Here is a 24,371-nt window from a genome sequence, read left to right as displayed (position 1 = left end):
CCGACGGACGGTCGTCGCGACGGAAGCCGCCACGGTCACCGCCACGGTCGTCACGGTCGCGGAAGGACGGACGGTCGTTGTCCCGGCGGAAGCCGCCCGACGGACGGTCGTCGCGACGGAAGCCGCCACGGTCGCCACCACGGTCGTCACGGTCGCGGAAGGACGGACGGTCGTTGTCCCGGCGGAAGCCGCCCGACGGACGGTCGTCGCGACGGAAGCCGCCACGGTCACCGCCACGGTCGTCACGGTCGCGGAAGGACGGACGGTCGTTGTCCCGGCGGAAGCCGCCACGGTCGCCGCCACGGTCACGGCGCTCGTAGTTGCCGCGCTCGTCGCGGGCCGGGCGCTCCTCGCGGCGCTGCTCCTCGCGGGCGACGCGCTCGGCCTCGACGGCAGCGGCGGCCACCTCGGCCTCGGCGGCCTCGGCGACGGCGGCGACGGCGGTCTCCGGGTCCTCGCCGCGCTCGCGGGCGGCCTGCGCGACGAGGCGGTCGGCCTCCTCGCGGAGCTCGACGGCGCGGCGCTGGAGGCGCTCCAGCTGGCGGGTCAGGTCGACGACCTCGCGCTCGGCCTGCTTGGCCGAGTTGTTCGCGGAGTCGGCCTGGACCTCGGTCAGCGAACGGGCGCCGGTGATCTCGGCGACCTCGGGGTCGAAGGCGCCGGCGCCGCCGACGATGTGGCGCGAGGCGTCGACGCCCGCGTCCTCCATCAGGCGGAAGATCTGGCGGCGCTGGTGCGGCAGGGCCAGGGAGACCACGACGCCGGAGCGGCCGGCGCGGGCGGTACGGCCCGAGCGGTGCAGGTAGTCCTTGTGGTCGCCGGCCGGGTCCACGTTGAGGACCAGGTCGATGCCGTCGACGTGGATGCCGCGGGCGGCGACGTCGGTGGCGACGAGGACGTTGACGTAACCGTCCTTGAAGTCGGCGAGCGTACGGGTACGGGCGCCCTGGGTCATGCCGCCGTGCAGCGCGTCGGCCTTCACACCGGACTCGCGCAGCTGCTCGGCGACGCGGTCGGCACCGAGCTGGGTGCGGACGAAGATGATGGTGCGGCCCTTGCGGGCGGCGATCGCGGCGGTGACCGGGGCCTTGTCCTTCGGCTTCACGACGAGGACGTGGTGGGTCATGGTCGTGACGGCGCCGGCGGACGGGTCGACCTCGTGGGTGACCGGGTCCACCAGGTAGCGCTTGACCAGGCTGTCGATCTCGTTCTCCAGCGTGGCGGAGAAGAGGAGGCGCTGGCCGCCGACCGGGACCTGGTCGAGGAGCTCGGTGACCTCGGGCAGGAAGCCCAGGTCGGCCATCTGGTCGGCCTCGTCGAGGACGGCGACCTGGACCTGCTCCAGGGAGCAGGCGCCGCGGTTGATGATGTCGCGCAGGCGGCCCGGGGTGGCGACGAGGATGTCGACGCCGCGCTCCAGGGCGTAGATCTGGTTGCCCATCGACGTACCGCCGCAGACGACCTTCATGCGGAGGCCGAGCACGTCGCCGTACGGCTGGAGGGCGTCCGCGACCTGCATCGCGAGCTCACGGGTCGGGGTGAGGATGACGCCGCGGGGCTTCTTCTTCTCGGTCTCGCCGCCGGACAGGGTGGCGAGCAGCGGGAGGCCGAAGGAGAGGGTCTTGCCGGAGCCGGTGCGGCCGCGGCCCAGGATGTCCTTGCCGGCCAGGGCGTCCGGGATGGTCGCGGCCTGGATCGGGAAGGGGGTGGTCACGCCGTTCTGCGCGAGCTTGCGGACGACGCCCTCGGGCAGGCCCAGGTCACCGAAGGTGATCTCGGGGGCCGCGTCGGCGTCGGCGTCGTCGGCCAGGTCGGAGTCGTCGAGGGCCTCGGTGGCCTCGTCGGTGATCTCCGCGTCGTCGGCCAGCTCGACGATCTCGGTGATCTCCGCGATCTCGGCGATCTCGGTGATCTCGTCGTTCTCGGGCATGACGGTGTGGTCAGAACTGGAAATGGACATGCGAAATGCGAAACCTTCCGGAGTCTCGGCACGCGCCCGTCAACTCCGTGTTTCGCCTTAAGACCGCCTCAATGCGGTCAGCCACGGCAAGGGGAGAGGTACGCGCCAGTCACGGCGCTCTTCGATGGTGGCGCCGGGCAAATGGGATCAAACGATCTACCACCATACGCACCCTCCCCCACCGCTGGCAAGCCGATCGGAGTGACCTCCGTCTCACGCCGGGCTGACCTGCGGCGATGCCGCCGGTTCGGTGGCCGCCCCGGCCGCACGCATCCCGCCCAGCTGCGTCGAGGGTCCCTCGGTCGGCGGATCGCTCGGGTTCGACGTCGGCTCGGGAGTGGGCTCGGGCGTCGGCTCCGGGGTCGGCTCCGGCGTGGGGGTCGGCTCCGGCGTGGGCTCCGGCGTGGGGGTGCCCCCGCTCCCGCCCGGAGCGCCTCCGGCCTCGCCGCCGGTCCCGCCCGTGCCCCCGCCGTCCGTGCCGCCCCCGCCGGGGCCTCCGCTCCCGCCGGGACCGCCCGCCTCCCCGCCGCCCGCGCCCCCGGCCGCGCCGCCCGTCCCGTCCTGCCCGCCGGCGGCCGTGCCGCCCGCGGGAGGCGTCCTGGACGGCGGCGAACCGCCGGGCTCGCCCGGCGCCGGGTGCTTCACGTCCCCGGAGGGCGAGGCGGAGACGGAGGGCGAACCGCTCGGCACCGGGGACTTCCCGCCCCCGCCCGCCGCGTCGGGGCCGCCCGCGTGCCCGCCGCGGCCGCCGCCGTACGCCCCGCCGCCCCCGTCCGGCTCACCGGTACCGCCCCCGTCCGGCTCGGCCGAGGCCCCCGGCTTGCCCCCGCTCGTTCCGGGCGCCGGCCGGGCGCTCTCGTCGCCGACACTCATACAGCCGCTCAGACCGGCGCACGCGGCGACCGCGAGGGCGGCGGCGGCCCATCGAACGCGGGTGGGGAAAGGGCGCACGGAGGCACCTCCAGGACACAGAAGGCGGGGAAAGGAACGCGTCCCCCTGCCCAACTCCCCAGCCGTCACAAGGGACACGGCACGGCGACACCCTTGTTCGACCCCATCGACCGGCCGCGCCCCTCCCCGGCCGGCTCCGACCGGACCGGACCGGACCGGCCCCGACCGGAGCAGCCGAACAGGCGGACCCCGCCCGAACCCCTACCGGCCCCCGGGCGGCCGGATCCGGCTCAGCCGTAGCCCAGCGCGTGCAGCCGCTCGTCGTCGATGCCGAAGTGGTGGGCGATCTCGTGGACCACGGTGATCTCGGTCTCGGCCACGACGTCCTCGCGGGACTCGCACATCCGCAGCGTCGGCCCCCGGTAGATCGTGATCCGGTCGGGCAGCACGCCGGCGTACCACTCCCCCCGCTCGGTCAGCGGCGTCCCCTCGTAGAGCCCGAGCAGCTCCGGGTCGTCCGGAGAGGGCTCGTCCTCCACGAACACCGCCACGTTGTCCATCAGCCGCGTCAGCTCCGGCGGGATCCGGTCCAGGGCCTCGGCGACAAGCTCCTCGAACTCCTCGCGCGTCATCTCCAGCACGGGCCCATTCTCCCCTCCCCGGAAACCGTTTTGGCGATACCGCCCGCCATCCCATATGCTTCTCACGTCCCCGAGGCGCTGAGAAGCGCCCAGGTGGGGCCGTTAGCCCTCATCGTCTAGTGGCCCAGGACGCCGCCCTTTCAAGGCGGTAGCACGGGTTCGAATCCCGTTGGGGGCACGCACAACCGTGTGCGAGACTAGTGCTCGCACACAAGCAAGGCTCTGTGGAGCAGTTGGTTAGCTCGCCACCCTGTCAAGGTGGAGGTCGCGGGTTCAAGTCCCGTCAGAGTCGCCGAAGCTGGAAACAGCTTCGTGGCTGGGTAGCTCAGTTGGTACGAGCGATCGCCTGAAAAGCGATAGGTCGCCGGTTCGACCCCGGCCCCAGCCACAGCGAGAAGGGCCCCGTTCGTGAGAACGGGGCCCTTCCTCTATTCCGGCTGCTCCGCCCGCCGCGTACGGCTCCGGCCCCGCAGCGCGAGCACCAGACCCACCACCGCCACGACGCCGGTGAGCAGCGCCCAGTCCGGCACCGCCCGGCCCCAGTCGGCGACCCGCCGCTCCACGGCGAAGGAGTCGTCCACCGAGAGCAGCCCCGGCAGCGCCGTCGTCCCGTCGAAGACCAGGAACAGCGTGCCCAGGGCCACGAAGAAGAGGCCCGACGCCAGCGAGGTCGAGTGGACCTCGAAACGGCCGATACGGAGCGGCCGGCCGCGCAGCCAGCGCCGCCGCCCCAGGTCGTACCGCTCCCACAGCAGCGCCAGCGCGAACAGCGGCACCGCCATCCCGAGCGCGTACACCGCGAGCAGCAGGCCGCCGTACGCCGGGCTGCCGCTCAGCGCCGCCACCGTCAGGACGCTGCCGAGGATCGGGCCCGCGCAGAAGCCCGCCAGGCCGTACACGAGGCCCAGGGCGTAGACCGAGACCGCCGAGGTCGGGCGGATCCGGCCGCTCGCCTCCGACATCCGGCGCGAGGCGAAGCCCAGGCCCAGGATCTGGAGGACGCCGAGCCCGATGATCAGCCAGCCGCCGGCGGCCACCAGGAGGTCCCGGTGGCCGTAGAAGAAGCGGCCCGCGAGCGAGCCCGCCGCGCCCAGCGGTACGAGGGTGGTGGCGAGGCCCGCGTAGAGGATCGCGGTCCGCGCCACCAGCTTCGCCCGGTTCTCGATCGAGTACGCGAAGAAGGCCGGCAGCAGCAGGGCGCTGCAGGGGCTGAGGAGGGCGAGGAGGCCGCCGAGGAAGGCCGCGAAGTAGCCGATCCCGGAGGTCACTGCCCGGCCGCCTTCGCCGCCTTCGCCGCCTTCGCCGCCTTCGCCGCCTCGATGGCCTCCGTGAAGGTCTCCAGGGGCTGGGCGCCCGCGATCGGCCGCCCGTTGACCAGGAAGGAGGGGGTGGAGGAGGCGCCGAGCTCGTACCCCTGCTCCTGGTCCTTCCTTACGGCCTCCCGGGCCGCCTCGCTGCCGGTGTCCTTCGCGAACCTGGCCGGGTCCGGGACGCCGGCCTCCTTCGCGAGCGCCGCCAGCCGCTCCGTGCCGAAGCCCTTCTCCTTGGCCCCTTCCGCGTACGCCGCCTTGTGGAACTGCCAGAAGCGGTCCTGCTGCCCGGCGGCCCAGGAGGCGCGGGCCACCGCCTCGGACTCCTCGCCGAAGATCGGGAAGTTGCGCCACTCGATGCGCAGGGTGCCGTTCTCGACGTACTTCTCGATCAGGGCCGGCTCGGTGTCCCGGGCGAACTTCCCGCAGTAGCCGCACTTGAAGTCGGCGTACTCGATCAGCACGACCGGCGCGTCGGCGCGGCCCAGGGCGAGCTTGTCGGACGCGTCCCGGCGGGCGTACTTCTCCAGCTCCGCGTACACCCCGGCCTGCGGGTCGGCGGACACCTCGGCGACGGCCGAGGAGCCGGAGGTGCCGGGGGACGAGGGCTTGGTGGCGGTGAACGAGACGACGCCGAGCAGCGCGGCGGCGACCGCCACCCCGGCGACGATCAGGACCGGCTTGGTCTTGGAGGCGGCCTTGGAGGAGGACGTGGAAACGGGCTTGGACATGCGGAAGCGCTCCTGAAGGAGGAAGGGGAAGCGGAACAGACGGCGGAGGCGGCCGTCTCCTACACCCTCAGGACGGACAGCTCCACCGGCGTCGGCACCCGCGCGGGCGGCTCCCGGCCCGACGGCGCGGCTGGCGCGCGCGGGTCGGGCTGCCGGACCGCGCACGGCCCCCGGTCGGCGCCCAGGGCCGGCAGCAGCTCGGCGAAGCCGGACGCCCTCGGCGGTACGACGGGACCGGCGTCGCCCAGGTCGGCCGGATGCCCCGGGTCGCACCCCGGCACGGCCGCGCCCACGACGGCCGGCGCCGCGCTCGGAGCCGTACCGCCGCCCCCGGCCGAGGCCCCGCGGACCAGCAGGCCGAGCACCACGGCCGCCAGCACCATCAGCGCCGCCGACGCGCGGGTGGTGCGGAACATGCGAAACCTCTCCGGTCCGGGTCAGATGCCCGGAATACTACGCACCGCCGGCCGCCCCCCTTCGTAAATCGGTTCGCCGCTTCTCGGCCGCAGGTGCGATCCTGGATTCCGTATGTCTACTTCCTTCGCCGCCCTCCAGTCCGTCCTGGCCGAGGTCTCGCTGCGGGACTCCCACCGGCTCGGCCGCCGTCTCGAAGGCGCCCGCCGCATCCGCAAGCCCGAGGCCCGCGAGGCCGTCCTGGACGAGATCGCCGCAGAGGCGGCCAAGGCCAAGGAGCGCGTCGACGGGCGCGCCTCGCGCGTGCCCGCCGTCACCTACCCCGAACAGCTCCCGGTCTCGCAGAAGAAGGACGAGATCCTGGAGGCGATACGCGACCACCAGGTCGTGATCGTCGCCGGTGAGACCGGCTCCGGAAAGACCACCCAGATCCCGAAGATCTGTCTGGAGCTGGGCCGGGGCGTCCGGGGCATGATCGGGCACACCCAGCCCCGCCGTCTCGCCGCCCGCACGGTCGCCGAGCGCGTCGCCGAGGAGCTGAGGACCCCGCTCGGCGAGGCCGTCGGCTGGAAGGTCCGGTTCACCGACCAGGTGAACCCCGACGCGACCTTCGTGAAGCTGATGACCGACGGCATCCTGCTCGCCGAGATCCAGACGGACCGCGAGCTGCGCGCCTACGACACGATCATCATCGACGAGGCCCACGAGCGGTCCCTCAACATCGACTTCCTGCTCGGCTACCTGGCCCAGCTGCTGCCCAAGCGCCCCGACCTCAAGGTCGTGATCACCTCCGCGACCATCGACCCGGAGCGCTTCTCCCGCCACTTCGGCGACGCGCCGATCGTCGAGGTCTCCGGCCGGACGTATCCGGTCGAGGTCCGCTACCGGCCGCTCCTGGAGGAGGACTCCGACGAGTCCGACCGGGACCAGATCACCGCGATCTGCGACGCCGTCGACGAGCTCCGGAAGGAGGGGCCGGGCGACATCCTGGTCTTCCTCTCCGGCGAGCGGGAGATCCGCGACACGGCGGACGCCCTCACCAGGAAGAAGCTCTTCGACACCGAGATCCTGCCCCTGTACGCCCGGCTCTCCCACGCCGAGCAGCACCGCGTCTTCCAGGCGCACGCCGGCCGCCGGATCGTCCTCGCCACGAACGTCGCCGAGACCTCGCTGACCGTCCCCGGCATCAAGTACGTGATCGACCCGGGCACCGCCCGCATCTCGCGCTACTCCCACCGCACCAAGGTCCAGCGCCTCCCGATCGAGGCGGTCTCGCAGGCCAGCGCCAACCAGCGCAAGGGCCGCTGCGGCCGTACGAGCGACGGCATCTGCATCCGGCTGTACTCCGAGGACGACTTCCTCACCCGGCCGGAGTTCACGGACGCCGAGATCCTCCGCACCAACCTGGCCTCCGTCATCCTCCAGATGACCGCCGCCGGGCTCGGCGAGATCGAGAAGTTCCCCTTCATCGACCCGCCGGACCACCGCAACATCCGGGACGGCGTCCAGCTCCTCCAGGAGCTCGGCGCTTTCGAGGCGGACGAGAAGTCCCCCCGGGAGGGGAAGAAGGGGCAGCGGCTCACCCAGCTCGGCCGGAAGCTCTCCCAGCTCCCCGTCGACCCCCGGCTCGCCCGCATGGTCCTGGAGGCCGACAAGAACGGCTGCGCCCGCGAGGTCATGGTGATCGCCGCCGCGCTCTCCATCCAGGACCCGCGCGAGCGGCCCTCGGAGAAGCAGGCCCAGGCCGACCAGCAGCACGCCCGCTTCAAGGACGAGACCAGCGACTTCCTCGCCTTCCTCAACCTGTGGCGGTACGTCCGCGAGCAGCAGAAGGAGCGCGGATCGTCGTCCTTCCGCCGGATGTGCAAGCAGGAGTACCTGAACTTCCTGCGCATCCGCGAGTGGCAGGACATCTACGCCCAGCTGCGCACGGTCGCCAAGCAGATGGGGATACACCTCACCGAGCCGCAGGACGACGAGACCTTCCCCGAGCAGGCCATCCACGTCTCCCTCCTCTCCGGCCTCCTCTCCCACATCGGTCTCAAGGACGTGAAGGAGTCCAAGGAGGGCCGGGACCAGAAGCGGGAGGGCACCCGGAACGAGTACCTGGGCGCCCGCAACGCCAAGTTCGCGATCTTCCCCGGCTCCGCGCTCTTCAAGAAGCCCCCGCGGCTGGTCATGTCCGCCGAGCTGGTGGAGACCTCGCGGCTCTGGGCGCGGGTGAACGCCCGGATCGAGCCCGAGTGGATCGAGCCGCTCGCCCAGCACCTGGTGAAGAAGACGTACAGCGAGCCGCACTGGGAGAAGGACCAGGCGGCCGTGATGGCGTACGAGAAGGTGACGCTGTACGGCGTCCCGATCGTCGCCGACCGCAAGGTCAACTACGGCCGGATCGACCCCGAGGTCTCCCGCGAACTGTTCATCCGCAACGCCCTGGTGGAGGGCGACTGGCGCACCCACCACAAGTTCTTCGCCGACAACCGCAAGCTGCTCACCGAGGTCGAGGAGCTCGAACACCGGGCGCGGCGCCGGGACATCCTCGTCGACGACGAGACGCTCTTCGACTTCTACGACAAGCGGGTCCCCGAACACGTCGTGTCCGGCGCCCACTTCGACTCGTGGTGGAAGCACAAGCGCCACGAGGAGCCGGAGTTCCTCGACTTCGAGCGCGAGATGCTCATCAACGAGAAGGCCGGGGCCGTCACCAAGGACGACTATCCGGACTCGTGGCGGCAGGGCGCGCTGAAGTTCCGGGTGACGTACCAGTTCGAGCCGGGCGCGGACGCGGACGGCGTGACCGTCCACGTGCCGCTCCAGGTCCTCAACCAGGTGACGGACGAGGGCTTCGACTGGCAGATCCCGGGTCTGCGGGAAGAGGTCGTGACGGAGCTGATCCGTTCCCTCCCCAAGCCGATCCGCCGCCACTACGTGCCCGCGCCGAACTTCGCCGGCCGCTTCCTGGACGCGGTCGTGCCCGTGCAGGAGCCGCTGACGACGGCGCTCGCGCGCGAGCTCCAGCGGATGGTCGGCGTCCCCCTCGCCCCCGAGGACTTCGACTGGGGCAAGGTCCCCGAGCACCTCAAGATCACTTTCCGGATCGTCGACGAGCGGCGCCGGAAGCTCGCCGAGGACAAGGACCTGGAGACGCTGCGCCTGAAGCTGCGCCCCAAGGCCCGTCAGGCGCTCTCCAAGGCCGCCCAGGCGGCCACGGCGGGCCCGGACGGCTCCGGGCCGTCCCTGGAGCGCACGGGCCTGAAGGACTGGACGATCGGCGGCCTCGTGCGGGTCTTCGAGACCAAGCGGGGCGGGCAGCCGGTCAAGGCGTACCCGGCGCTGGTCGACGAGGGCGACAGCGTCGCCGTGCGGCTCTTCGACTCGGAGGCCGAGCAGGACCGGGCGATGTGGCGGGGCACCCGGAAGCTGATCATGCTGAACATCCCGGTGAACCCGGCGAAGTTCGCCTCCGACAAGCTCACCAACCAGCAGAAGCTGGCCCTGTCGGCGAACCCGCACGGCTCGATCCAGGCGCTGTTCGACGACTGCGCCACCGCCGCGGCCGACAAGCTGATCGCGGACCACGGCGGCCCAGCGTGGGACGAGGAGTCCTTCCGGAAGCTGTACGACAAGGTCCGCGCCGACCTGGTGGAGCTGACGGTCCGCACGGTGGGCCAGGTCCAGCAGGTCCTGGCGGCCTGGCAGGCGTGCGAGCGGCGCCTGAAGGCCACCACGAGCCCCGCGCTGCTGCCGAACCTCCAGGACGTGCGCGGGCAGCTGGACTGGCTCATGCCGGCCGGTTTCGTCACGCGCACGGGCCTGAAGCGGCTGCCGGACCTGATGCGTTACCTGGTGGCCGTGGACCGGCGGCTGCAGCAGATGCCGACCGGGGTCCAGCGGGACACCACCCGGATGGAGAAGGTCCACGAGATGCTCGACGAGTACGCGTGGCTCCTGGAGCAGCTGCCGAAGGGCCGGCCGGTGCCGGCCGAGGTCACGGACATCCGCTGGATGATCGAGGAGCTGCGGGTGAGCTACTTCGCGCACGCCCTCGGCACGGCCCACCCGGTGTCGGACAAGCGGATCGTGAAGGCCATCGACGCGGCGGTGCCGGGCCCGGCCCGGTAGCGGGGCGCCCACCGCCACCGAGTTCGACCGGACCGCTGACCTGCTGTACAGTTCTTCTCGCAGCCAAGAAAGACCGGCTGCGAGGGCTCTGTGGAGCAGTTGGTTAGCTCGCCACCCTGTCAAGGTGGAGGTCGCGGGTTCAAGTCCCGTCAGAGTCGCTTTGGAAGAAGGCCCGCATCGTCTCGATGCGGGCCTTCTTCGTCATGCTTGAACTCCACTCGAACGGGGGACGAAAGTCCCACCGGCCGGTGACCAACGGCGGGTTGGGGGCGCTTCCCGAGGTGGGAGGCTGTTCTATGGCAAGCCTTCGAGGGTGTGACGGGAGTCACTGAAAGTCGTTCAGAAACCCCCTCTTTTACGCGCTCCCTACAATGACTCAATTTAATATGTGCAATTGCACCCATGTTCGACGAGTGGGCCGGCGTGCACGGCGGAGGAGTCCGGGCGCAAAAAGACGATCGCGCCGGACCCGGCGGAGTCCAGCGCGATCGATGACAGTGGCCTGTTGGGGCAGGAACCGTCGGCAGAGCTGTGGGATGGGCGACCGGATTGGGGGACCCGGACCTGCCCGGTGTTACGGGGTGCTGCGTGTGCTGCGGCTGTCGCCGAGGCCTCAGGCCTCGCTGCGCTGCTGCGGAATGCCCGCCAGCAGAGCGCGGACCTCGGCCTCGCGGTAACGACGGTGCCCACCCAGGGTGCGGATGGACGTGAGCTTGCCGGCCTTGGCCCAGCGAGTCACCGTCTTCGGGTCCACGCGGAACATCGTGGCGACCTCGGCAGGGGTCAGCAGCGGCTCGGCATCAGGGGTGCGAGCGGTCATGAGCGGCCTCCTCGGGAGAACCGAACCTTCTCGGTTCTTTCCTCTAAATTCTGCACCTTGACCCGCCTTGCCCGAAATGGCAGAAGCGGGTCGAGTCGGTTATAGGACGAACGGCTTGTCCTCGGCACTACAACTACACCATCCGTCCAGCCACGTCGGCCAAACCGATGGAATTGCCCTCGCAGGTGTTCATCAGCGGCGGAAGTCGACTGACCATGCCATAACGGACAGTCACGCCACTGTGACGATCAGTCACAGAGCGATCAGGAGTCCTCAGACCCCCCATAGAGTGCAATGCTGAGCGTTCCGCCCAAAGTTGGGCGGAAGGAACCCTCCCCGGACTCCTTGTCCTATTTTGGCACGAGGGTAGGTGATCGACGCAAGGGTGCGTTTAGTGCTGTCCGTCACGCTTGAGCCAAAGGCCCGGTTCAGGACCAACGTCCCGTGGGATTCGGACAGATCGATCCAGCCAGGTGCCTGAAGATCATTTACCCCCCTGGGACATGTCTTGTCCATGCACACCTGACGAAGATGCCCGACCTATGTCAATTCGTGTCCCGCCGGGCCTTCAGTTCGCGTGACGCAGGTCCCTGACGGCCCGCCAGCGCTCCGCGAGGCGCGCGTACACCTCGCCCGCCACGTCGTCGTCCCCCGCCCGCAGCGCCGCGAGGCCCTCGGCCACGTCCGCCGCCGAGCGGTCCGCCGCCAGCCGCTCCTCCGCCACCGCGTGCACGAGCCCGCCGTAGTCCAGCTCCACCAGCGCACGCGGATGGAACTCCTCCAGCCAGCGGCCCACGTCGACCAGGCCCTGCGCCAGCGTCCCCTCGTCCACCGAGTCCCGCAGCGCGCGCAGCGCCCGCGCGAGCCGCCGCCGCGCCTGCGCCATCGTCGTCCGGTAGCGCAGCACCGGCGCCCGCCCCGCCGCCCGGTCCCCCGGCTCGTAACACCGCTCCTCGTCCCCGAAGAGCGCGAACCAGCGCAGCGGCACCTGCCACACCGCCGTCCTGATCCACGGCCGCGCGTCCGGGTTCCGCTCCAGCCACCGCTCGTGGTCGGCCTCCACCTGGGCCCGCACCACCGGCGGCAGCATCGCGTCCAGGACCGACGCCGGGATCCCGCCCTGCGCCACCAGGTCCCGCAGCGCCAGCCAGCCCCGCAGCCGGGTCCGCCACGGGCAGACCACCACCACCCCGTCCAGGTGCGCCACGAAGGCCTCGCCGCTCTCGTGCACCGGGACCGGCACCGGCGGCACCGGCACCAGGTCCGCCAGCGAGCGCCGCAGCTCGTCCTGGGCCCCCGGGGTGCGCGGCCGGCGGGCGTACCGCGACCAGTGGGTCCGCTCCGGCTCGGGGAACGCGGCCAGCGGCTCGTACACCCTCAGATACGAGGCGTACGGGACGAGCAACGTGGAGTCGACCGACATGTCCCGATCCTTCCACGCGGGTACTCCGCGAGGGGGTGATCCGGCCCACTCCGCCCTTCCTACGCCCAGGTAGGACTTAATCTCGTGGCGCAATGTGTCCTCCCCCACCCGCAGGGGGGACCTTCCGCCGCTTCGTACTTGGGAGTCACCACCGTGACCGCTGTATCCGACGGCGTCCTGCACACCCTGTTCCACTCGGAGCAGGGCGGACACGAGCAAGTCGTGCTCTGCCAGGACCGCGCCACCGGCCTGAAGGCCGTCATCGCCCTGCACAACACCGCGCTGGGCCCCGCCCTCGGCGGCACCCGCTTCTACCCGTACGCGACCGAGGCCGAGGCCGTCGCCGACGCCCTCAACCTCGCGCGCGGCATGTCGTACAAGAACGCCATGGCCGGGCTCGACCACGGCGGCGGCAAGGCCGTGATCATCGGCGACCCCGAGCAGATCAAGACCGAGGAGCTGCTCCTCGCCTACGGCCGCTTCGTCGCCTCCCTCGGCGGGCGCTACGTCACGGCCTGCGACGTCGGCACCTACGTCGCCGACATGGACGTCGTGGCCCGGACCAACCAGTGGACCACCGGCCGCTCCCCCGAGAACGGCGGCGCCGGCGACTCCTCGGTCCTGACCGCCTTCGGCGTCTTCCAGGGCATGCGCGCCTCCGCCCAGCACCTGTGGGGCGACCCGACCCTGCGCGGCCGGAAGGTCGGCGTCGCCGGCGTCGGCAAGGTCGGCCACTACCTCGTCGAGCACCTGCTCTCCGACGGGGCCGAGGTCGTCATCACCGACGTCCGCGAGGAGTCGGTGCGCCGGATCACCGACAAGTTCCCGCAGGTCCAGGTCGTCGCCGACACCGACGCCCTGATCCGCGTCGAGGGGCTGGACGTCTACGCGCCGTGCGCCCTGGGCGGCGCGCTCAGCGAGGAGACGGTGCCCTTCCTCACCGCGAGCGTGGTCTGCGGCGCGGCCAACAACCAGCTCGCCCACCCGGGCATCGAGAAGGACCTCGTGGAGCGCGGGATCCTCTACGCACCCGACTACGTGGTGAACGCCGGCGGAGTGATCCAGGTCGCCGACGAGCTGCACGGCTTCGACTTCGACCGCTGCAAGGCGAAGGCCACGAAGATCTTCGACACCACCCTGGAGATCTTCACACGTGCGAAGGCGGACGGTATTCCGCCGGCCGCGGCCGCCGACCGCATCGCCGAGCAGCGGATGGCCGAGGCCCGGCGCGGCTGAGCCGTCCGGTGTACGGGGAGTGATCGGCCCGCCGTCCGGGAGACTTCGCTCACGCCGGTCGGCGGGTCGGCCCCCCAGAAGAGGTTAAAATCGCGATTGACCAGCGAGGTAAGGGCACCTCGATGGTTCTGTACCGGGGTATGTGATGCGCGCGGCGTACCGTAGACCCGAGGAAACAGGTACCGTTGAAGCCCTACGGACCGGTCTCTCCATCGAGAGCCCGTTTCGCATCATGAACGCGTGTCAAGACTCTGGGGCCAGCGAGCCCCGTCACCGAGGGGGTCGAGCCATGGGGCGCGGCCGGGCAAAGGCCAAGCAGACCAAGGTCGCCCGCCAGCTGAAGTACAGCAGCGGCGGGACTGACCTGTCGCGTCTGGCCAATGAGCTGGGCGCTTCGACTTCGAGCCAGCCGCCGAATGGCGAGCCGTTCGAGGACGACGACGAGGAAGACGACCCGTACGCGCAGTACGCGGATCTCTACAACACGGACGACGAGGACGAGGACGACGAGTCCGGTCCGCAGTCGCCGCACCGTCGCGCTTGACCTTCTGAACGCCGAAAAACTCGGTCCAGGGCACCCCGGACCGAGTTTTCGTGCTGCTCGGGCACGGTGAGCGGCCCGGAGGCGTCAGGACACGAGAAGGGGCACCCCGCCCGGCGGGGTGCCCCTTCTCGTGTCTCTCCGGAGACCGTGTCGCGATTACTTCGCGTAGTCGCCGACCAGCTCCGCGCCGGAGTCCTTGGCGCCGCGCTCGGTGATCTCGCCGGCGACCCAGGCGTCGAGCCCGCGGTCGGCCAGCGTGGTGAGGGCGGCGTCGACCGACTCGGCGGGGACGACGGCCATCATGCCGACGCCCATGTTGAGGGTCTTCTCCAGCTCCAGGCGCTCGACCTGCCCGGCGGTGCCGACGAGGTCGAAGATCGCGCCCGGGGTCCAGGTGGAGCGGTCCACGGTGGCGTGCAGCCCGTCCGGGATGACCCGGGCGAGGTTGGCCGCGAGGCCGCCGCCGGTGATGTGGCTGAAGGCGTGCACCTCGGTGGTCCGGGTGAGCGCCAGGCAGTCGAGCGAGTAGATCCGCGTGGGCTCCAGGAGCTCCTCGCCGAGGGTGCGGCCGAGCTCGTCGACCCGCTGGTCGAGGGACATGCCGGCGCGGTCGAAGACCACGTGGCGGACGAGCGAGTACCCGTTGGAGTGAAGACCGGAGGAGGCCATGGCGATGACCGCGTCCCCCGTACGGATGCGATCGGCGCCGAGCAGGCGGTCGTGCTCGACGACACCGGTGCCCGCGCCCGCGACGTCGAAGTCGTCCGGGCCGAGGAGGCCCGGGTGCTCCGCCGTCTCGCCGCCGACCAGGGCGCAGCCGGCGAGGACGCAGCCCTCGGCGATGCCCTTGACGATGGCGGCGACCCGCTCCGGGTGGACCTTGCCCACGCAGATGTAGTCGGTCATGAAGAGCGGCTCGGCGCCGCAGACGACGATGTCGTCCATGACCATGGCGACCAGGTCGTGGCCGATGGTGTCGTACACGCCCATCTGGCGGGCGATGTCGACCTTCGTGCCGACGCCGTCCGTCGCCGAGGCGAGCAGCGGGCGCTCGTAGCGCTTGAGGGCGGAGGCGTCGAAGAGGCCGGCGAAGCCGCCGAGGCCGCCGAGGACCTCGGGGCGCTGCGTCTTCTTCACCCACTCCTTCATGAGCTCGACGGCGCGGTCGCCGGCCTCGATGTCGACGCCCGCAGAGGCGTAGCTGGCACCAGTGGTCTGAGACATGGGTTCAGAGCTTTCGTGTCGTGTACTGCGTCACTGCGGGGGTGCAGCGGGGTCTTACGGGCGGCGCAGGGCGTCGGCGGCCGCGGTGGCGGCGGGGCCGGCGGCCAGCTCCGTCTCCAGGAGCTGCTTGCCGAGCAGCTCGGGGTCGGGCAGCTCCATCGGGTACTCGCCGTCGAAGCAGGCCCGGCAGAGGTTCGGCTTGGCGATGGTGGTCGCCTCGACCATCCCCTCCAGGGAGATGTACGAGAGCGAGTCCGCGCCCAGCGACTTGCCGATCTCCTCGATCGACATGCCGTTGGCGATCAGCTCCGCGCGGGTGGCGAAGTCGATGCCGAAGAAGCAGGGCCACTTCACCGGCGGCGAGGAGATCCGGATGTGGATCTCGGCGGCGCCGGCCTCGCGGAGCATCCGGACCAGGGCGCGCTGGGTGTTGCCGCGGACGATCGAGTCGTCGACGACGACCAGCCGCTTCCCCTTGATGACTTCCTTGAGGGGGTTGAGCTTCAGCCGGATGCCGAGCTGGCGGATGGTCTGCGAGGGCTGGATGAAGGTGCGCCCGACGTAGGCGTTCTTGACCAGGCCGGCGCCGAAGGGGATGCCGGAGGCCTCCGCGTAGCCGATGGCGGCGGGGGTGCCGGATTCGGGCGTCGCTATGACCAGGTCGGCCTCGACGGGGGCCTCCTTGGCGAGGCGGCGGCCCATCTCGACGCGGGAGAGGTACACGTTCCGGCCGGCGATGTCCGTGTCGGGACGGGCCAGGTACACGTACTCGAAGACGCAGCCCTTCGGCTTCGCTTCTGCGAAGCGGGAGGTGCGGATGCCGTTCTCGTCGATCGCGATCAGCTCGCCCGGCTCGACCTCGCGGACGAAGCTGGCGCCGCAGATGTCGAGGGCGGCGGACTCCGAGGCGACGACCCAGCCGCGCTCCAGACGGCCGAGGACCAGCGGGCGGATGCCCTGCGGGTCACGGGCCGCGTAGAGCGTGTGCTCGTCCATGAAGACGAGGGAGAAGGCGCCCCGGACCTCGGGGAGGACCTTCGCGGCGGCCTGCTCGATGGTGAGCGGCGTGCCGTCCTCGTCCGCCTGGCCCGCGAGGAGCGCGGTCACCAGGTCGGTGTCGTTGGTGGCGGCGACCTGGGTGGCGCGGCCGTCCTTCTTGGGAAGGTCGGCGACCATCTCGGCCAGCTGCGCCGTGTTCACCAGGTTGCCGTTGTGGCCGAGCGCCAGCGAGCCGTGGGCGGTGGCCCGGAAGGTCGGCTGGGCGTTCTCCCACACGGAGGCCCCGGTGGTCGAGTAGCGGGCGTGACCGACCGCGATATGACCCTGGAGGGAACCGAGAGAGGTCTCGTCGAAGACCTGGGAGACAAGTCCCATGTCCTTGAAGACGAGGATCTGGGAGCCGTTGCTGACCGCGATTCCCGCGGATTCCTGACCCCGATGCTGGAGGGCGTAGAGCCCGAAGTACGTGAGCTTTGCGACCTCTTCACCCGGAGCCCAGACACCGAAGACGCCACAAGCGTCCTGGGGGCCTTTCTCACCGGGGAGCAGATCGTGATTGAGTCGACCGTCTCCGCGTGGCACATCTTCGAGTCTAGGGGACCTCGACCACTGGTCCGAATTGGGGAACGGAGCGTGAGCGGCGCTCGTACGATCGCACCAAAAGATCGTCGCGTACTTGGAGGGGCCTACAAGGCAGACGCCGGAAGGCCTCCGGGCTTCCGGGCCCCGGCCGGACGCCCGCCCGCACCGCCTCCCGAAGGGTCTCCCGGTGTGACGCAGAACGCAGTCTCCAGGGGTTTCACCAGCGTTTCGATCACGCGAACTACGCGCGTCGACCACCCCGTCCGCCGTTGACGCCCCCCGCCGCCTGGGCGAGGCTCCTGGACCATGCACCCCCGCAGTGACCGAGCGGTCACCCTCGTCCGGCGCCGGCACGTGGACCTCGTCCGTGTCGCGAGCGCGGGCTGTCGCGGCGTCTGAACGTCCTCCGCATCTGTGCCCCGCACCGTAGGCGTCCCCCACGGTGCCGGCGCGGCACGTCCGTACGCCCTCCTGGAGACTCGCCATGCCCACGCCCCTGTCCCGCCGCGCCTTCGGGGGTGCCGCCGCCGGTGCCGCCACGGCGGCCGCCCTCGGAACCGCCCCCGCGCACGCCGCCCCCGCACATGACCCCGCCCACGCCCCCGAGCGTCCCTTCCGGGCCGCCCGGCCGCGCCGCCACTCCCGGCGGCCGAACGTCCTCTTCATCCTGGGCGACGACCTCGGCTGGGCCGACCTCTCCTCGTACGGCTCCCCGCACATCCGCACCCCGCACCTCGACCGGCTCGCCCGCGGCGGCGTCCGCTTCACCGACGCGTACTCCGGCTCCGCGACCTGCTCCCCCACCCGCTTCAGCCTCTACACCGGCCGCTACCCGGGGCGTACGAAGGGAGGGCTCGCCGAGCCGATCGCCGACAGGTCCGTCGGCCTCGACCCCACCCACCCCACGCTCGCCTCGCTGCTCCGCGACTCCGGCTACGCCACCGCCCTCATCGGCAAGTGGCACTGCGGATACCTCCCCGACTACTCCCCCACCAAGTCCGGCTGGGACGAGTTCTTCGGCAACTTCGGCGGCGCCCTGGAGTACTACTCCAAGCTCGGGCTCGGCGGCGAGTACGACCTCTACGAGGGCGACGCGGAATACAAGGACCTGCGCTACTACACCCGGATCCTCACCGAGCGGGCGAGCGAGTACGTGAGCCGCGACCACGACCGCCCGTGGCTGCTCAACCTCAACTTCACCACCCCGCACTGGCCGTGGATCGCCGACGGCGACGAGGAGGCGAGCGCCGAGATCGTCCGCCGCATCGAGGCCGGCGACCGCTCCGCCCTCTGGCACCAGGACGGCGGCTCGATCGAGAAGTACAAGGAGATGGTCGAGGACCTCGACCGCTCGATCGGACAGGTCCTGGCCGCGCTCCGGCGGTCCGGGCAGGAGCGGGACACCCTCGTCTTCTTCGCCAGCGACAACGGCGGCGAGCGCTTCTCCTACAACTGGCCGCACGCCGGCAACAAGGGCTCCCTCCAGGAGGGCGGCATCCGCGTCCCCGCGATCCTGCGCTGGCCCGCCCGGATCGACGGCGGGCAGGTCAGCGGCCTGCCGGTCTTCACGCCCGACTGGACGGCGACCCTGCTCGAATTCGCCGGCGCCCGCCCCCACCCCGCGTACCCGCTCGACGGCACCAGCCTCGCCGGGCACCTGCTGCGCGGCGAGGAGGTGCCGGAGCGGGACCTGTTCTGGCGGGTCAGGGGCGAGCGGGCGCTGCGGCGCGGCGACTGGAAGTACTACCGCGGCAAGTCCGGCCGCGACCAGCTCTTCCACCTCGCCGAGGACGCCCGCGAGCAGGCCGACCGGGCGGCCTCCGAGCAGACCCGGCTCGCGGGGCTGCGGGCCGCCTGGGAGGGGATCGACGCGGGGCTGCTGCGCTACTGAGCGGGCTCGGCCCGTGCGGTCAGGCCCTCGCCGGCGCCGTCGACGAGGGTCAGGGTGCGGTGGTCGAGGCGGTAGGAGAGGGGGCCGTCGAGGAGCTCGTACAGCTTCGTCTCCAGCTGCATCTGGGGGCCGGAGCACATCATGCGGGTGGTGGCGGCCGGGCCCTCGACGGTGAGGGTGCGGGCCTTCTCGTCGATCCGGGCGGCCGCGGAGAAGTTGTTGCACCCGAGGTTGCCGGTGATCCGGCCGTCGGCGCCGATGACGAAACGGGCCTTCTCCCCGCCGCCGGCCGGGAGGGAGGCGGCGGTGTCGCCGGAGACCAGGCCGTCGATCTTCCAGGGGGTGCCGCGCAGCGGGAGGGACGGCTCGGCGGCCAGCTCCACCTTCCGGGCGCCGTCGGCGGAGACGAGGGTCAGCGCACCGTCCGTGAGCGTGCCCTTCAGCGGTCCGGTGAAGGCGGCGAGGAAGGCGGTCTCGAAACGGCGCCGGTCCTCGGGGCAGCCCATCTCGGTGACCTCGTCCGGGGAGACCGTGACCGTGGTGCCCGCCACGGTCACGGCCGCGCCGAAGTGGTTGCAGCCGGTACTGCCCTGGGCGCGGCCCTCCCCGGTGAAGCCGACGCGCGCGTCCTCGGGGGCCTGCGCGCGGTCGCCGTCGACGGTGACCGCGCCGACGGTCCACTGGCTGCCGGCGAGGGGCAGGTCGGGGTCACCGGCGTTCCCGCCCGCGCCCCCGCCCTGTCCACAGGCGGAGAGCGACACGGAGAGCGACGCGGCGAGGAGGACGGCGGCGAGGGTGGTGCTGCGCGGCTTCGGCATGCCGGTGGGACGCGGCGGACCCCCGACGGGTTCCCGGGCGCGTCCGCCCGGGTGGTGGCGGGCTCAGCCCATGACGGGGAGCAGCCCCGCCAGGTCCGCGCGCTCGCCGCTGGCGGCGATCCGGGCCGCGTCGCGCTCGGCGGCCCAGTCGGTGCGTCCGGTGGCGAGGCGGATCCAGGTCAGCGGGTCCGTCTCGACGACGTTCGGCGGGGTGCCCCGGGTGTGCCGGGGGCCCTCCACGCACTGCACCACCGCGTACGGCGGGATCCTGACCTCCACCGCGCCGCCGGGGGCCTTCGCGGCGAGGGCGTCGGCGAGGAGCCGGGTGCAGGCGGCGAGGGCCTGCCGGTCGTAGGGGATCTCCGTGCCGGTCGCGGCGGCGAGGTCGTCGGTGTGGACGACGAGTTCGACGGTGCGGGTGACGAGGTAGTCGTCGAGCGTCATGGCGCCGAAGCGGGTCGGCAGGAGCCGCTCCCCGTCCGCGCCGGCCAGCGCCTGCGCGAAATCGCCGGCCACGCGCGCGTAGAGCCCGGGCAGGTCGGCGGCGTCGAGCGCCCGGACGTCCTCGTCGATCCCGGCGGCGCCGGTCGCGGTGGCCAGGGGCCAGTCCAGGAGGGCGAGTTCCCGCACGGCCGGCTCGGGCGCCGCGAGCCCCCGCACGACCGCGTCGAGCGCCATCGTGAGGTGTGCGGCCAGCTCCCGTACCGTCCAGGTCCCGAGCCGCGTGGGCCCGTCGAGCGCCTCCCGCGGCAGGGCGAGCACCGCGTCCCGTACGTGCCCGAACTGGGCGGAGACGGCGGCGCGGGTCTTGGCGGGGTCGTAATTGCGGGTGCGTTTCCTGGCGGGTGGCATGGCCCGAGGCTAACGCCGAGACTTGAGAGGAGGGGGGAAACCCCTGAGGAAAGGCAGTGGGGGACCATGACCCATCACGAGCACCCTGACGCGGCCGTCGTGCGCCGGGGATACGAGGCGTTCGGCACCGGTGACATGGAGACGGTCGCCTCCCTCATGACCAGCGACTGCACGCACCACTCGCCCGGCGAGAGCCAGATGTCCGGGCACTTCAAAGGCCGGGACAACGTCCTGGCCCACCTCGCGAGGCTCGCCGAGCTGACCGGTGGCACCTTCCGGGTCGAGCTGAAGGGCGTCTACCCGGACGGCAGGGGCCACGTGATGGCCGTCCACCGGTGGCACGGCGACCGGAACGACCGGGGCATCGAGATGGACGGCGGCCTCTTCTTCACCCTCGTCGGCGGCAAGATCTCCGACGTCGACGAGTGCGTCGCGGACATCCCCGAGTCCGACGCCTTCTGGGGCGCCGGCTAGGGACGCGAAAACCCCCGCCCGAGCGGAGCGGGGGTTTCCGGTGGACCGGCTCAGGCCAGCAGGGCCGGGATGGTCGCCTCGTGGGCCGCGCGCAGCTCCTCCAGGGAGAGGCTGAACTCGCCCTGGACGTCGACCGCGTCGCCGTCGACGACACCGATGCGGGTCGCCGGCAGGCCGCGGGCGCCGCACATGTCCGTGAAGCGGAGTTCCTCGCTGCGCGGGACGGCGACGACCGCGCGGCCCGCCGACTCCGAGAAGAGGAACGTGAAGGCGTCCAGGCCCTCGGGGACGACCAGGCGCGCGCCGTTCCCGCCGCGCAGGCAGGACTCGACGACCGCCTGGACGAGACCGCCGTCGGAGAGGTCGTGCGCCGCGTCGATCATGCCGTCGCGGGAGCCCGAGATCAGGATCTCGCCGAGCAGCTTCTCCCGGTCGAGGTCCACGGCCGGCGGCATGCCGCCGAGGTGCTGGTGGATCACCTCGGACCAGGCCGACCCGCCGAACTCCTCCTTGGTGTCGCCCAGCAGGTAGAGGAGCTGGCCCTCTTCCGCGAAGGCGATGGGGGTGCGGCGGTTGACGTCGTCGATCACACCGAGGACGGCCACGACGGGCGTCGGGTGGATGGCGACCTCACCGGTCTGGTTGTACAGCGAGACGTTGCCGCCGGTGACCGGGGTGCCCAGCTGGAAGCAGCCGTCCGCGAGGCCGCGGGTGGCCTCGGCGAACTGCCACATGACGGCCGGGTCCTCGGGCGAGCCGAAGTTCAGGCAGTCCGAGATGGCGAGCGGCTTGGCGCCGGAGGCGGCGACGTTGCGGTACGCCTCCGCCAGCGCGAGCTGCGCGCCGGTGTACGGGTCGAGCTTGGCGTACCGGCCGTTGCCGTCGGTCGCCATGGCCACGCCGAGGTTGGTCTCCTCGTCGATGCGGACCATGCCCGCGTCCTCGGGCTGCGCCAGGACCGTGTTGCCCTGCACGAAGCGGTCGTACTGGTCCGTGATCCAGGACTTCGAGGCCTGGTTCGGGGACGAGACGAGCTTCAGGACCTGGTCCTTGAGCTCCGCGCCGTCCTGCGGACGGGGCAGCTTGCCGGCGTCGTCGGCCTGGAGCGCGTCCTGCCACTCCGGGCGGGCGAACGGCCGGTGGTAGGTCGGGCCCTCGTGGGCGACGGAGCGCGGCGGCACGTCGACGATCTGCTCGCCGTGCCAGAAGATCTCCAGCCGCTCGCCCTCGGTGACCTCACCGATGACGACCGCGATGACGTCCCACTTCTCGCAGATCTCCAGGAAGCGGTCGACGTGCTGCGGCTCGACGATCGCGCACATGCGCTCCTGCGACTCGCTCATGAGGATCTCCTCAGGAGAGAGCGTGGCGTCGCGCAGGTGGACCTTCTCCAGGTCGACCCGCATGCCGCCGGAGCCGGCCGAGGCCAGCTCGGAGGTGGCGCAGGAGAGCCCGGCGCCGCCCAGGTCCTGGATGCCCGCGACGAGCTTCTCCTGGAAGATCTCCAGGGTGCACTCGATGAGGAGCTTCTCCTGGAACGGGTCGCCGACCTGGACCGCGGGGCGCTTGGTGGGCTTGGTGTCGTCGAAGGTCTCGGACGCGAGGACCGAGACGCCGCCGATGCCGTCGCCGCCCGTGCGGGCGCCGTAGAGGATGACCTTGTTGCCGGGGCCGGAGGCCTTGGCGAGGTGGATGTCCTCGTGCTTCATCACGCCGATGCAGCCGGCGTTGACCAGCGGGTTGCCCTGGTAGCAGGAGTCGAAGACGACCTCGCCGCCGATGTTCGGCAGGCCCAGGCAGTTGCCGTAGCCGCCGATGCCGGCGACGACACCGGGCAGCACGCGCTTGGTGTCGGGGTGGTCGGCCGCGCCGAAGCGGAGCGGGTCGACGACCGCGACCGGGCGGGCACCCATGGCGAGGATGTCGCGGACGATGCCGCCGACGCCGGTGGCCGCGCCCTGGTAGGGCTCGATGTACGAGGGGTGGTTGTGCGACTCGACCTTGAAGGTGACCGCGTACCCCTGGCCGACGTCGACGACGCCCGCGTTCTCGCCGATGCCGACGAGCATGGCGTCGTTCTCGGGGGTCTTCTCGCCGAACTGCTTCAGGTGGACCTTGCTGCTCTTGTAGGAGCAGTGCTCGGACCACATGACCGAGTACATGGCGAGCTCGGCGCCGGTGGGACGGCGGCCGAGGATCTCGCGGATGCGCGCGTACTCGTCCTCCTTGAGGCCGAGCTCCTTCCAGGGCTGCTCGCTGTCCGGCGTCTCGCTCGCGTGCTTGACGGTGTCGAGGCTCATCAGGCGTTGACCAGCTTCTTGAGGATCGAGGTGAAGAAACCGAGACCGTCCGTCTTGCCGGTGCCGATCAGCGGTTCGACGGCGTGCTCGGGGTGCGGCATGAGGCCGACCACGTTGCCCGCGGCGTTGGTGATGCCCGCGATGTCGCGGAGCGAGCCGTTGGGGTTCACGTCCAGGTAGCGGAAGGCCACCCGCCCCTCGGCCTCCAGCTCGTCGAGCGTGCGCTCGTCGGCGACGTAGCGGCCGTCCATGTTCTTGAGCGGGACCTCGATCTCCTGGCCCTGGACGTAGTCCGAGGTCCAGGCGGTCTCCGCGTTCTCCACCCGCAGCTTCTGGTCGCGGCAGATGAAGTGGAGGTGGTTGTTGCGCAGCATCGCGCCCGGCAGCAGGTGGGCCTCGGTGAGGATCTGGAAGCCGTTGCAGATGCCGAGGACCGGCATGCCGGCCTTCGCCTGCTCGATGATGGTCTCCATCACCGGCGAGAAGCGCGAGATGGCGCCCGCCCGCAGGTAGTCGCCGTAGGAGAAGCCGCCGGCGAGGACGACCGCGTCGACCTGCTTGAGGTCCTTGTCGCGGTGCCAGAGCGAGACCGGCTCGGCGCCCGCGAGACGGGCGGCGCGCAGCGCGTCCTGGTCGTCGAGCGTGCCGGGGAAGGTGACGACGCCGATGCGAGCGCTCACGACTCGACCTTCACGACGAAGTCTTCGATCACGGTGTTGGCGAGGAAGGTTTCGGCCATCTCATGGATGCGGGCGAGGGCGGCGTCGTCGACCGGTCCCTCCACCTCCAGCTCGAAGCGCTTCCCCTGACGGACGTCGGCGATTCCGGCGAACCCGAGGCGGGGCAGTGCACGCTGCACCGCCTGTCCCTGCGGGTCGAGGATCTCCGGCTTGAGCATGACGTCGACTACGACGCGTGCCACTGGCACTCCCGGTGGTGTGTTGCGTGGGCGGTTCCCTCAGCGTACCTGCCTCCAAATTCTACGCGGGTAGAGATCTGAAGGATCCTACAAATGCCCAGGCCGGAAGGGGCTGCGGCGAGTGATCCACTCCAAACGCCCCCTACACCCCTCCGCACATGAAATGCGCGTGAAATATCGTGCCGTGCATTGCCCGGGACACGCTGAGACAATTGACAGG

At 71.3% G+C, this 24,371-nt stretch carries 21 protein-coding genes and 4 tRNA genes; 10 read left to right on the top strand and 15 right to left on the bottom strand.

The genetic code is table 11. The features are described 5' to 3' along the window. The 3 genes from ABZ621_RS15665 to ABZ621_RS15655 form a co-directional block, all read right to left on the bottom strand. Window positions 1-1,960, bottom strand: a 1,960-nt coding sequence (locus ABZ621_RS15665) for a DEAD/DEAH box helicase (RefSeq protein WP_360604609.1), incomplete at its 3' end; no start/stop codon positions are given. A gap of 213 nt (window positions 1,961-2,173) precedes the next feature. Beyond that, complete coding sequence (locus ABZ621_RS15660; RefSeq protein ID WP_360604607.1) at window positions 2,174-2,911, bottom strand: hypothetical protein; 738 nt, start codon at window positions 2,909-2,911, stop codon at window positions 2,174-2,176. A gap of 230 nt (window positions 2,912-3,141) precedes the next feature. Continuing rightward, complete coding sequence (locus ABZ621_RS15655) at window positions 3,142-3,492, bottom strand: metallopeptidase family protein (protein ID WP_030496497.1); 351 nt, start codon at window positions 3,490-3,492, stop codon at window positions 3,142-3,144. Window positions 3,493-3,597: 105 nt separating this feature from the next. Here ABZ621_RS15655 and ABZ621_RS15650 point away from each other — a divergent pair. The 3 genes from ABZ621_RS15650 (at window position 3,598) to ABZ621_RS15640 (ending at window position 3,880) form a co-directional block, all read left to right on the top strand. Further along, a tRNA-Glu gene (locus ABZ621_RS15650) sits at window positions 3,598-3,670 on the top strand. A gap of 40 nt (window positions 3,671-3,710) precedes the next feature. Next, a tRNA-Asp gene (locus tag ABZ621_RS15645) sits at window positions 3,711-3,784 on the top strand. 22 nt (window positions 3,785-3,806) lie between these two features. Continuing rightward, a tRNA-Phe gene (locus ABZ621_RS15640) sits at window positions 3,807-3,880 on the top strand. 40 nt (window positions 3,881-3,920) lie between these two features. Here the strand turns inward: ABZ621_RS15640 and ABZ621_RS15635 are convergent. Genes ABZ621_RS15635 through ABZ621_RS15625 form a run of 3 tightly spaced genes read right to left on the bottom strand, consistent with a single transcriptional unit; the run spans window position 3,921 to window position 5,949 of the window. Next, entirely contained in the window at window positions 3,921-4,760 is an 840-nt protein-coding gene (locus ABZ621_RS15635; RefSeq protein ID WP_360604605.1) for a cytochrome c biogenesis CcdA family protein, read from the bottom strand. Continuing rightward, entirely contained in the window at window positions 4,757-5,533 is a 777-nt protein-coding gene (locus tag ABZ621_RS15630; protein WP_360604603.1) for a thioredoxin domain-containing protein, read from the bottom strand. The genes ABZ621_RS15635 and ABZ621_RS15630 overlap by 4 nt, the downstream gene beginning before the upstream one ends. A gap of 59 nt (window positions 5,534-5,592) precedes the next feature. Further along, window positions 5,593-5,949: a hypothetical protein gene (locus ABZ621_RS15625; RefSeq protein ID WP_360604601.1), complete on the bottom strand. Its 357-nt coding sequence runs from the start codon at window positions 5,947-5,949 to the stop codon at window positions 5,593-5,595. 112 nt (window positions 5,950-6,061) lie between these two features. On the opposite strand from ABZ621_RS15625, the gene hrpA reads away from it, so the two are divergent. Continuing rightward, window positions 6,062-10,069 (top strand): ATP-dependent RNA helicase HrpA, encoded by a 4,008-nt coding sequence (gene hrpA / locus ABZ621_RS15620; protein ID WP_360604599.1) that lies wholly within the window; start codon window positions 6,062-6,064, stop codon window positions 10,067-10,069. A gap of 84 nt (window positions 10,070-10,153) precedes the next feature. Beyond that, window positions 10,154-10,227 (top strand) — tRNA-Asp (locus ABZ621_RS15615). Window positions 10,228-10,682: 455 nt separating this feature from the next. On the opposite strand, the gene bldC is transcribed toward ABZ621_RS15615, so the two are convergent. Together bldC and ABZ621_RS15605 are read right to left on the bottom strand one after the other, a co-directional pair. Continuing rightward, window positions 10,683-10,889 (bottom strand): developmental transcriptional regulator BldC, encoded by a 207-nt coding sequence (gene bldC, locus ABZ621_RS15610; protein WP_003949541.1) that lies wholly within the window; start codon window positions 10,887-10,889, stop codon window positions 10,683-10,685. Between the two features lie 568 nt (window positions 10,890-11,457). Next, the gene (locus ABZ621_RS15605) at window positions 11,458-12,312 is read right to left on the bottom strand and encodes a hypothetical protein (RefSeq protein WP_360604597.1); all 855 of its coding nucleotides are present in this window, start codon (window positions 12,310-12,312) and stop codon (window positions 11,458-11,460) included. 153 nt (window positions 12,313-12,465) lie between these two features. Here ABZ621_RS15605 and ABZ621_RS15600 point away from each other — a divergent pair, with 153 nt between their 5' ends. After that, on the top strand, window positions 12,466-13,548 hold the full coding sequence (locus ABZ621_RS15600) for a Glu/Leu/Phe/Val dehydrogenase dimerization domain-containing protein (RefSeq protein ID WP_360604595.1): 1,083 nt from the start codon (window positions 12,466-12,468) through the stop codon (window positions 13,546-13,548). A 289-nt stretch (window positions 13,549-13,837) separates the two neighbouring features. Then, complete coding sequence (locus ABZ621_RS15595) at window positions 13,838-14,092, top strand: DUF3073 domain-containing protein (RefSeq protein ID WP_360604593.1); 255 nt, start codon at window positions 13,838-13,840, stop codon at window positions 14,090-14,092. 156 nt (window positions 14,093-14,248) lie between these two features. Here the strand turns inward: ABZ621_RS15595 and purM are convergent, their stop codons facing one another. Both purM and purF read right to left on the bottom strand, forming a co-directional pair. Next, window positions 14,249-15,316 carry a phosphoribosylformylglycinamidine cyclo-ligase gene (gene purM / locus ABZ621_RS15590; protein WP_360604591.1) on the bottom strand — a complete coding sequence of 356 codons (1,068 nt, stop codon included), beginning with the start codon at window positions 15,314-15,316 and terminating at the stop codon, window positions 14,249-14,251. A 54-nt stretch (window positions 15,317-15,370) separates the two neighbouring features. Next, window positions 15,371-16,897 (bottom strand): amidophosphoribosyltransferase, encoded by a 1,527-nt coding sequence (gene purF, locus ABZ621_RS15585; RefSeq protein WP_360604589.1) that lies wholly within the window; start codon window positions 16,895-16,897, stop codon window positions 15,371-15,373. Window positions 16,898-17,203: 306 nt separating this feature from the next. Here purF and ABZ621_RS15580 point away from each other — a divergent pair, with 306 nt between their 5' ends. Both ABZ621_RS15580 and ABZ621_RS15575 read left to right on the top strand, forming a co-directional pair. Next, window positions 17,204-17,296 carry a putative leader peptide gene (locus ABZ621_RS15580; protein ID WP_360604587.1) on the top strand — a complete coding sequence of 31 codons (93 nt, stop codon included), beginning with the start codon at window positions 17,204-17,206 and terminating at the stop codon, window positions 17,294-17,296. Window positions 17,297-17,381: 85 nt separating this feature from the next. Then, on the top strand, window positions 17,382-18,788 hold the full coding sequence (locus ABZ621_RS15575; RefSeq protein ID WP_360604585.1) for a sulfatase-like hydrolase/transferase: 1,407 nt from the start codon (window positions 17,382-17,384) through the stop codon (window positions 18,786-18,788). Here ABZ621_RS15575 and ABZ621_RS15570 read toward each other — a convergent pair. Further along, on the bottom strand, window positions 18,782-19,606 hold the full coding sequence (locus ABZ621_RS15570; protein ID WP_360604583.1) for an META domain-containing protein: 825 nt from the start codon (window positions 19,604-19,606) through the stop codon (window positions 18,782-18,784). The two genes, ABZ621_RS15575 and ABZ621_RS15570, sit on opposite strands and share 7 nt — an antisense overlap. Window positions 19,607-19,669: 63 nt before the next feature. Further along, on the bottom strand, window positions 19,670-20,458 hold the full coding sequence (locus tag ABZ621_RS15565; protein WP_360604581.1) for a sterol carrier family protein: 789 nt from the start codon (window positions 20,456-20,458) through the stop codon (window positions 19,670-19,672). 66 nt (window positions 20,459-20,524) lie between these two features. On the opposite strand from ABZ621_RS15565, the gene ABZ621_RS15560 reads away from it, so the two are divergent. Continuing rightward, window positions 20,525-20,932 (top strand): nuclear transport factor 2 family protein, encoded by a 408-nt coding sequence (locus tag ABZ621_RS15560; RefSeq protein WP_360604579.1) that lies wholly within the window; start codon window positions 20,525-20,527, stop codon window positions 20,930-20,932. Window positions 20,933-20,982: 50 nt separating this feature from the next. On the opposite strand, the gene purL is transcribed toward ABZ621_RS15560, so the two are convergent. The 3 genes from purL to purS are packed head-to-tail and all read right to left on the bottom strand — an operon-like array spanning window position 20,983 to window position 24,154. Continuing rightward, window positions 20,983-23,232, bottom strand: a complete 2,250-nt coding sequence (gene purL, locus ABZ621_RS15555) for a phosphoribosylformylglycinamidine synthase subunit PurL (protein WP_360604577.1) — start codon at window positions 23,230-23,232, stop codon at window positions 20,983-20,985. Next, a complete protein-coding gene (gene purQ / locus ABZ621_RS15550; RefSeq protein WP_360604575.1) occupies window positions 23,232-23,912 on the bottom strand; it encodes a phosphoribosylformylglycinamidine synthase subunit PurQ in 681 nt (226 codons plus the stop codon). Before purQ ends, purL begins: the two co-directional genes overlap by 1 nt. After that, entirely contained in the window at window positions 23,909-24,154 is a 246-nt protein-coding gene (gene purS, locus ABZ621_RS15545; RefSeq protein WP_015035032.1) for a phosphoribosylformylglycinamidine synthase subunit PurS, read from the bottom strand. The genes purQ and purS overlap by 4 nt, the downstream gene beginning before the upstream one ends. Window positions 24,155-24,371 lie beyond the last annotated feature (217 nt).

The organism is Streptomyces sp. NPDC007863, from assembly GCF_040633895.1.
In the GTDB taxonomy this organism is placed as follows: Bacteria; Actinomycetota; Actinomycetes; order Streptomycetales; family Streptomycetaceae; genus Streptomyces.
The sequence above is the reverse complement of the archived record's forward strand: the minus strand, read 5'-3'. Positions and strand labels throughout refer to the sequence as shown.

Coding starts and splice junctions, on each gene's coding strand:
- ABZ621_RS15630 (WP_360604603.1), bottom strand. CDS start 5,533: ATGTCCAAGCCCGTTTCCACGTCCTCCTCCAAGGCCGCCTCCAAGACC.
- ABZ621_RS15625 (WP_360604601.1), bottom strand. CDS start 5,949: ATGTTCCGCACCACCCGCGCGTCGGCGGCGCTGATGGTGCTGGCGGCC.
- hrpA (WP_360604599.1), top strand. CDS start 6,062: ATGTCTACTTCCTTCGCCGCCCTCCAGTCCGTCCTGGCCGAGGTCTCG.
- bldC (WP_003949541.1), bottom strand. CDS start 10,889: ATGACCGCTCGCACCCCTGATGCCGAGCCGCTGCTGACCCCTGCCGAG.
- ABZ621_RS15605 (WP_360604597.1), bottom strand. CDS start 12,312: ATGTCGGTCGACTCCACGTTGCTCGTCCCGTACGCCTCGTATCTGAGG.
- ABZ621_RS15595 (WP_360604593.1), top strand. CDS start 13,838: ATGGGGCGCGGCCGGGCAAAGGCCAAGCAGACCAAGGTCGCCCGCCAG.
- purM (WP_360604591.1), bottom strand. CDS start 15,316: ATGTCTCAGACCACTGGTGCCAGCTACGCCTCTGCGGGCGTCGACATC.
- ABZ621_RS15580 (WP_360604587.1), top strand. CDS start 17,204: ATGCACCCCCGCAGTGACCGAGCGGTCACCCTCGTCCGGCGCCGGCAC.
- ABZ621_RS15575 (WP_360604585.1), top strand. CDS start 17,382: ATGCCCACGCCCCTGTCCCGCCGCGCCTTCGGGGGTGCCGCCGCCGGT.
- ABZ621_RS15570 (WP_360604583.1), bottom strand. CDS start 19,606: ATGCCGAAGCCGCGCAGCACCACCCTCGCCGCCGTCCTCCTCGCCGCG.
- ABZ621_RS15565 (WP_360604581.1), bottom strand. CDS start 20,458: ATGCCACCCGCCAGGAAACGCACCCGCAATTACGACCCCGCCAAGACC.
- ABZ621_RS15560 (WP_360604579.1), top strand. CDS start 20,525: ATGACCCATCACGAGCACCCTGACGCGGCCGTCGTGCGCCGGGGATAC.
- purL (WP_360604577.1), bottom strand. CDS start 23,232: ATGAGCCTCGACACCGTCAAGCACGCGAGCGAGACGCCGGACAGCGAG.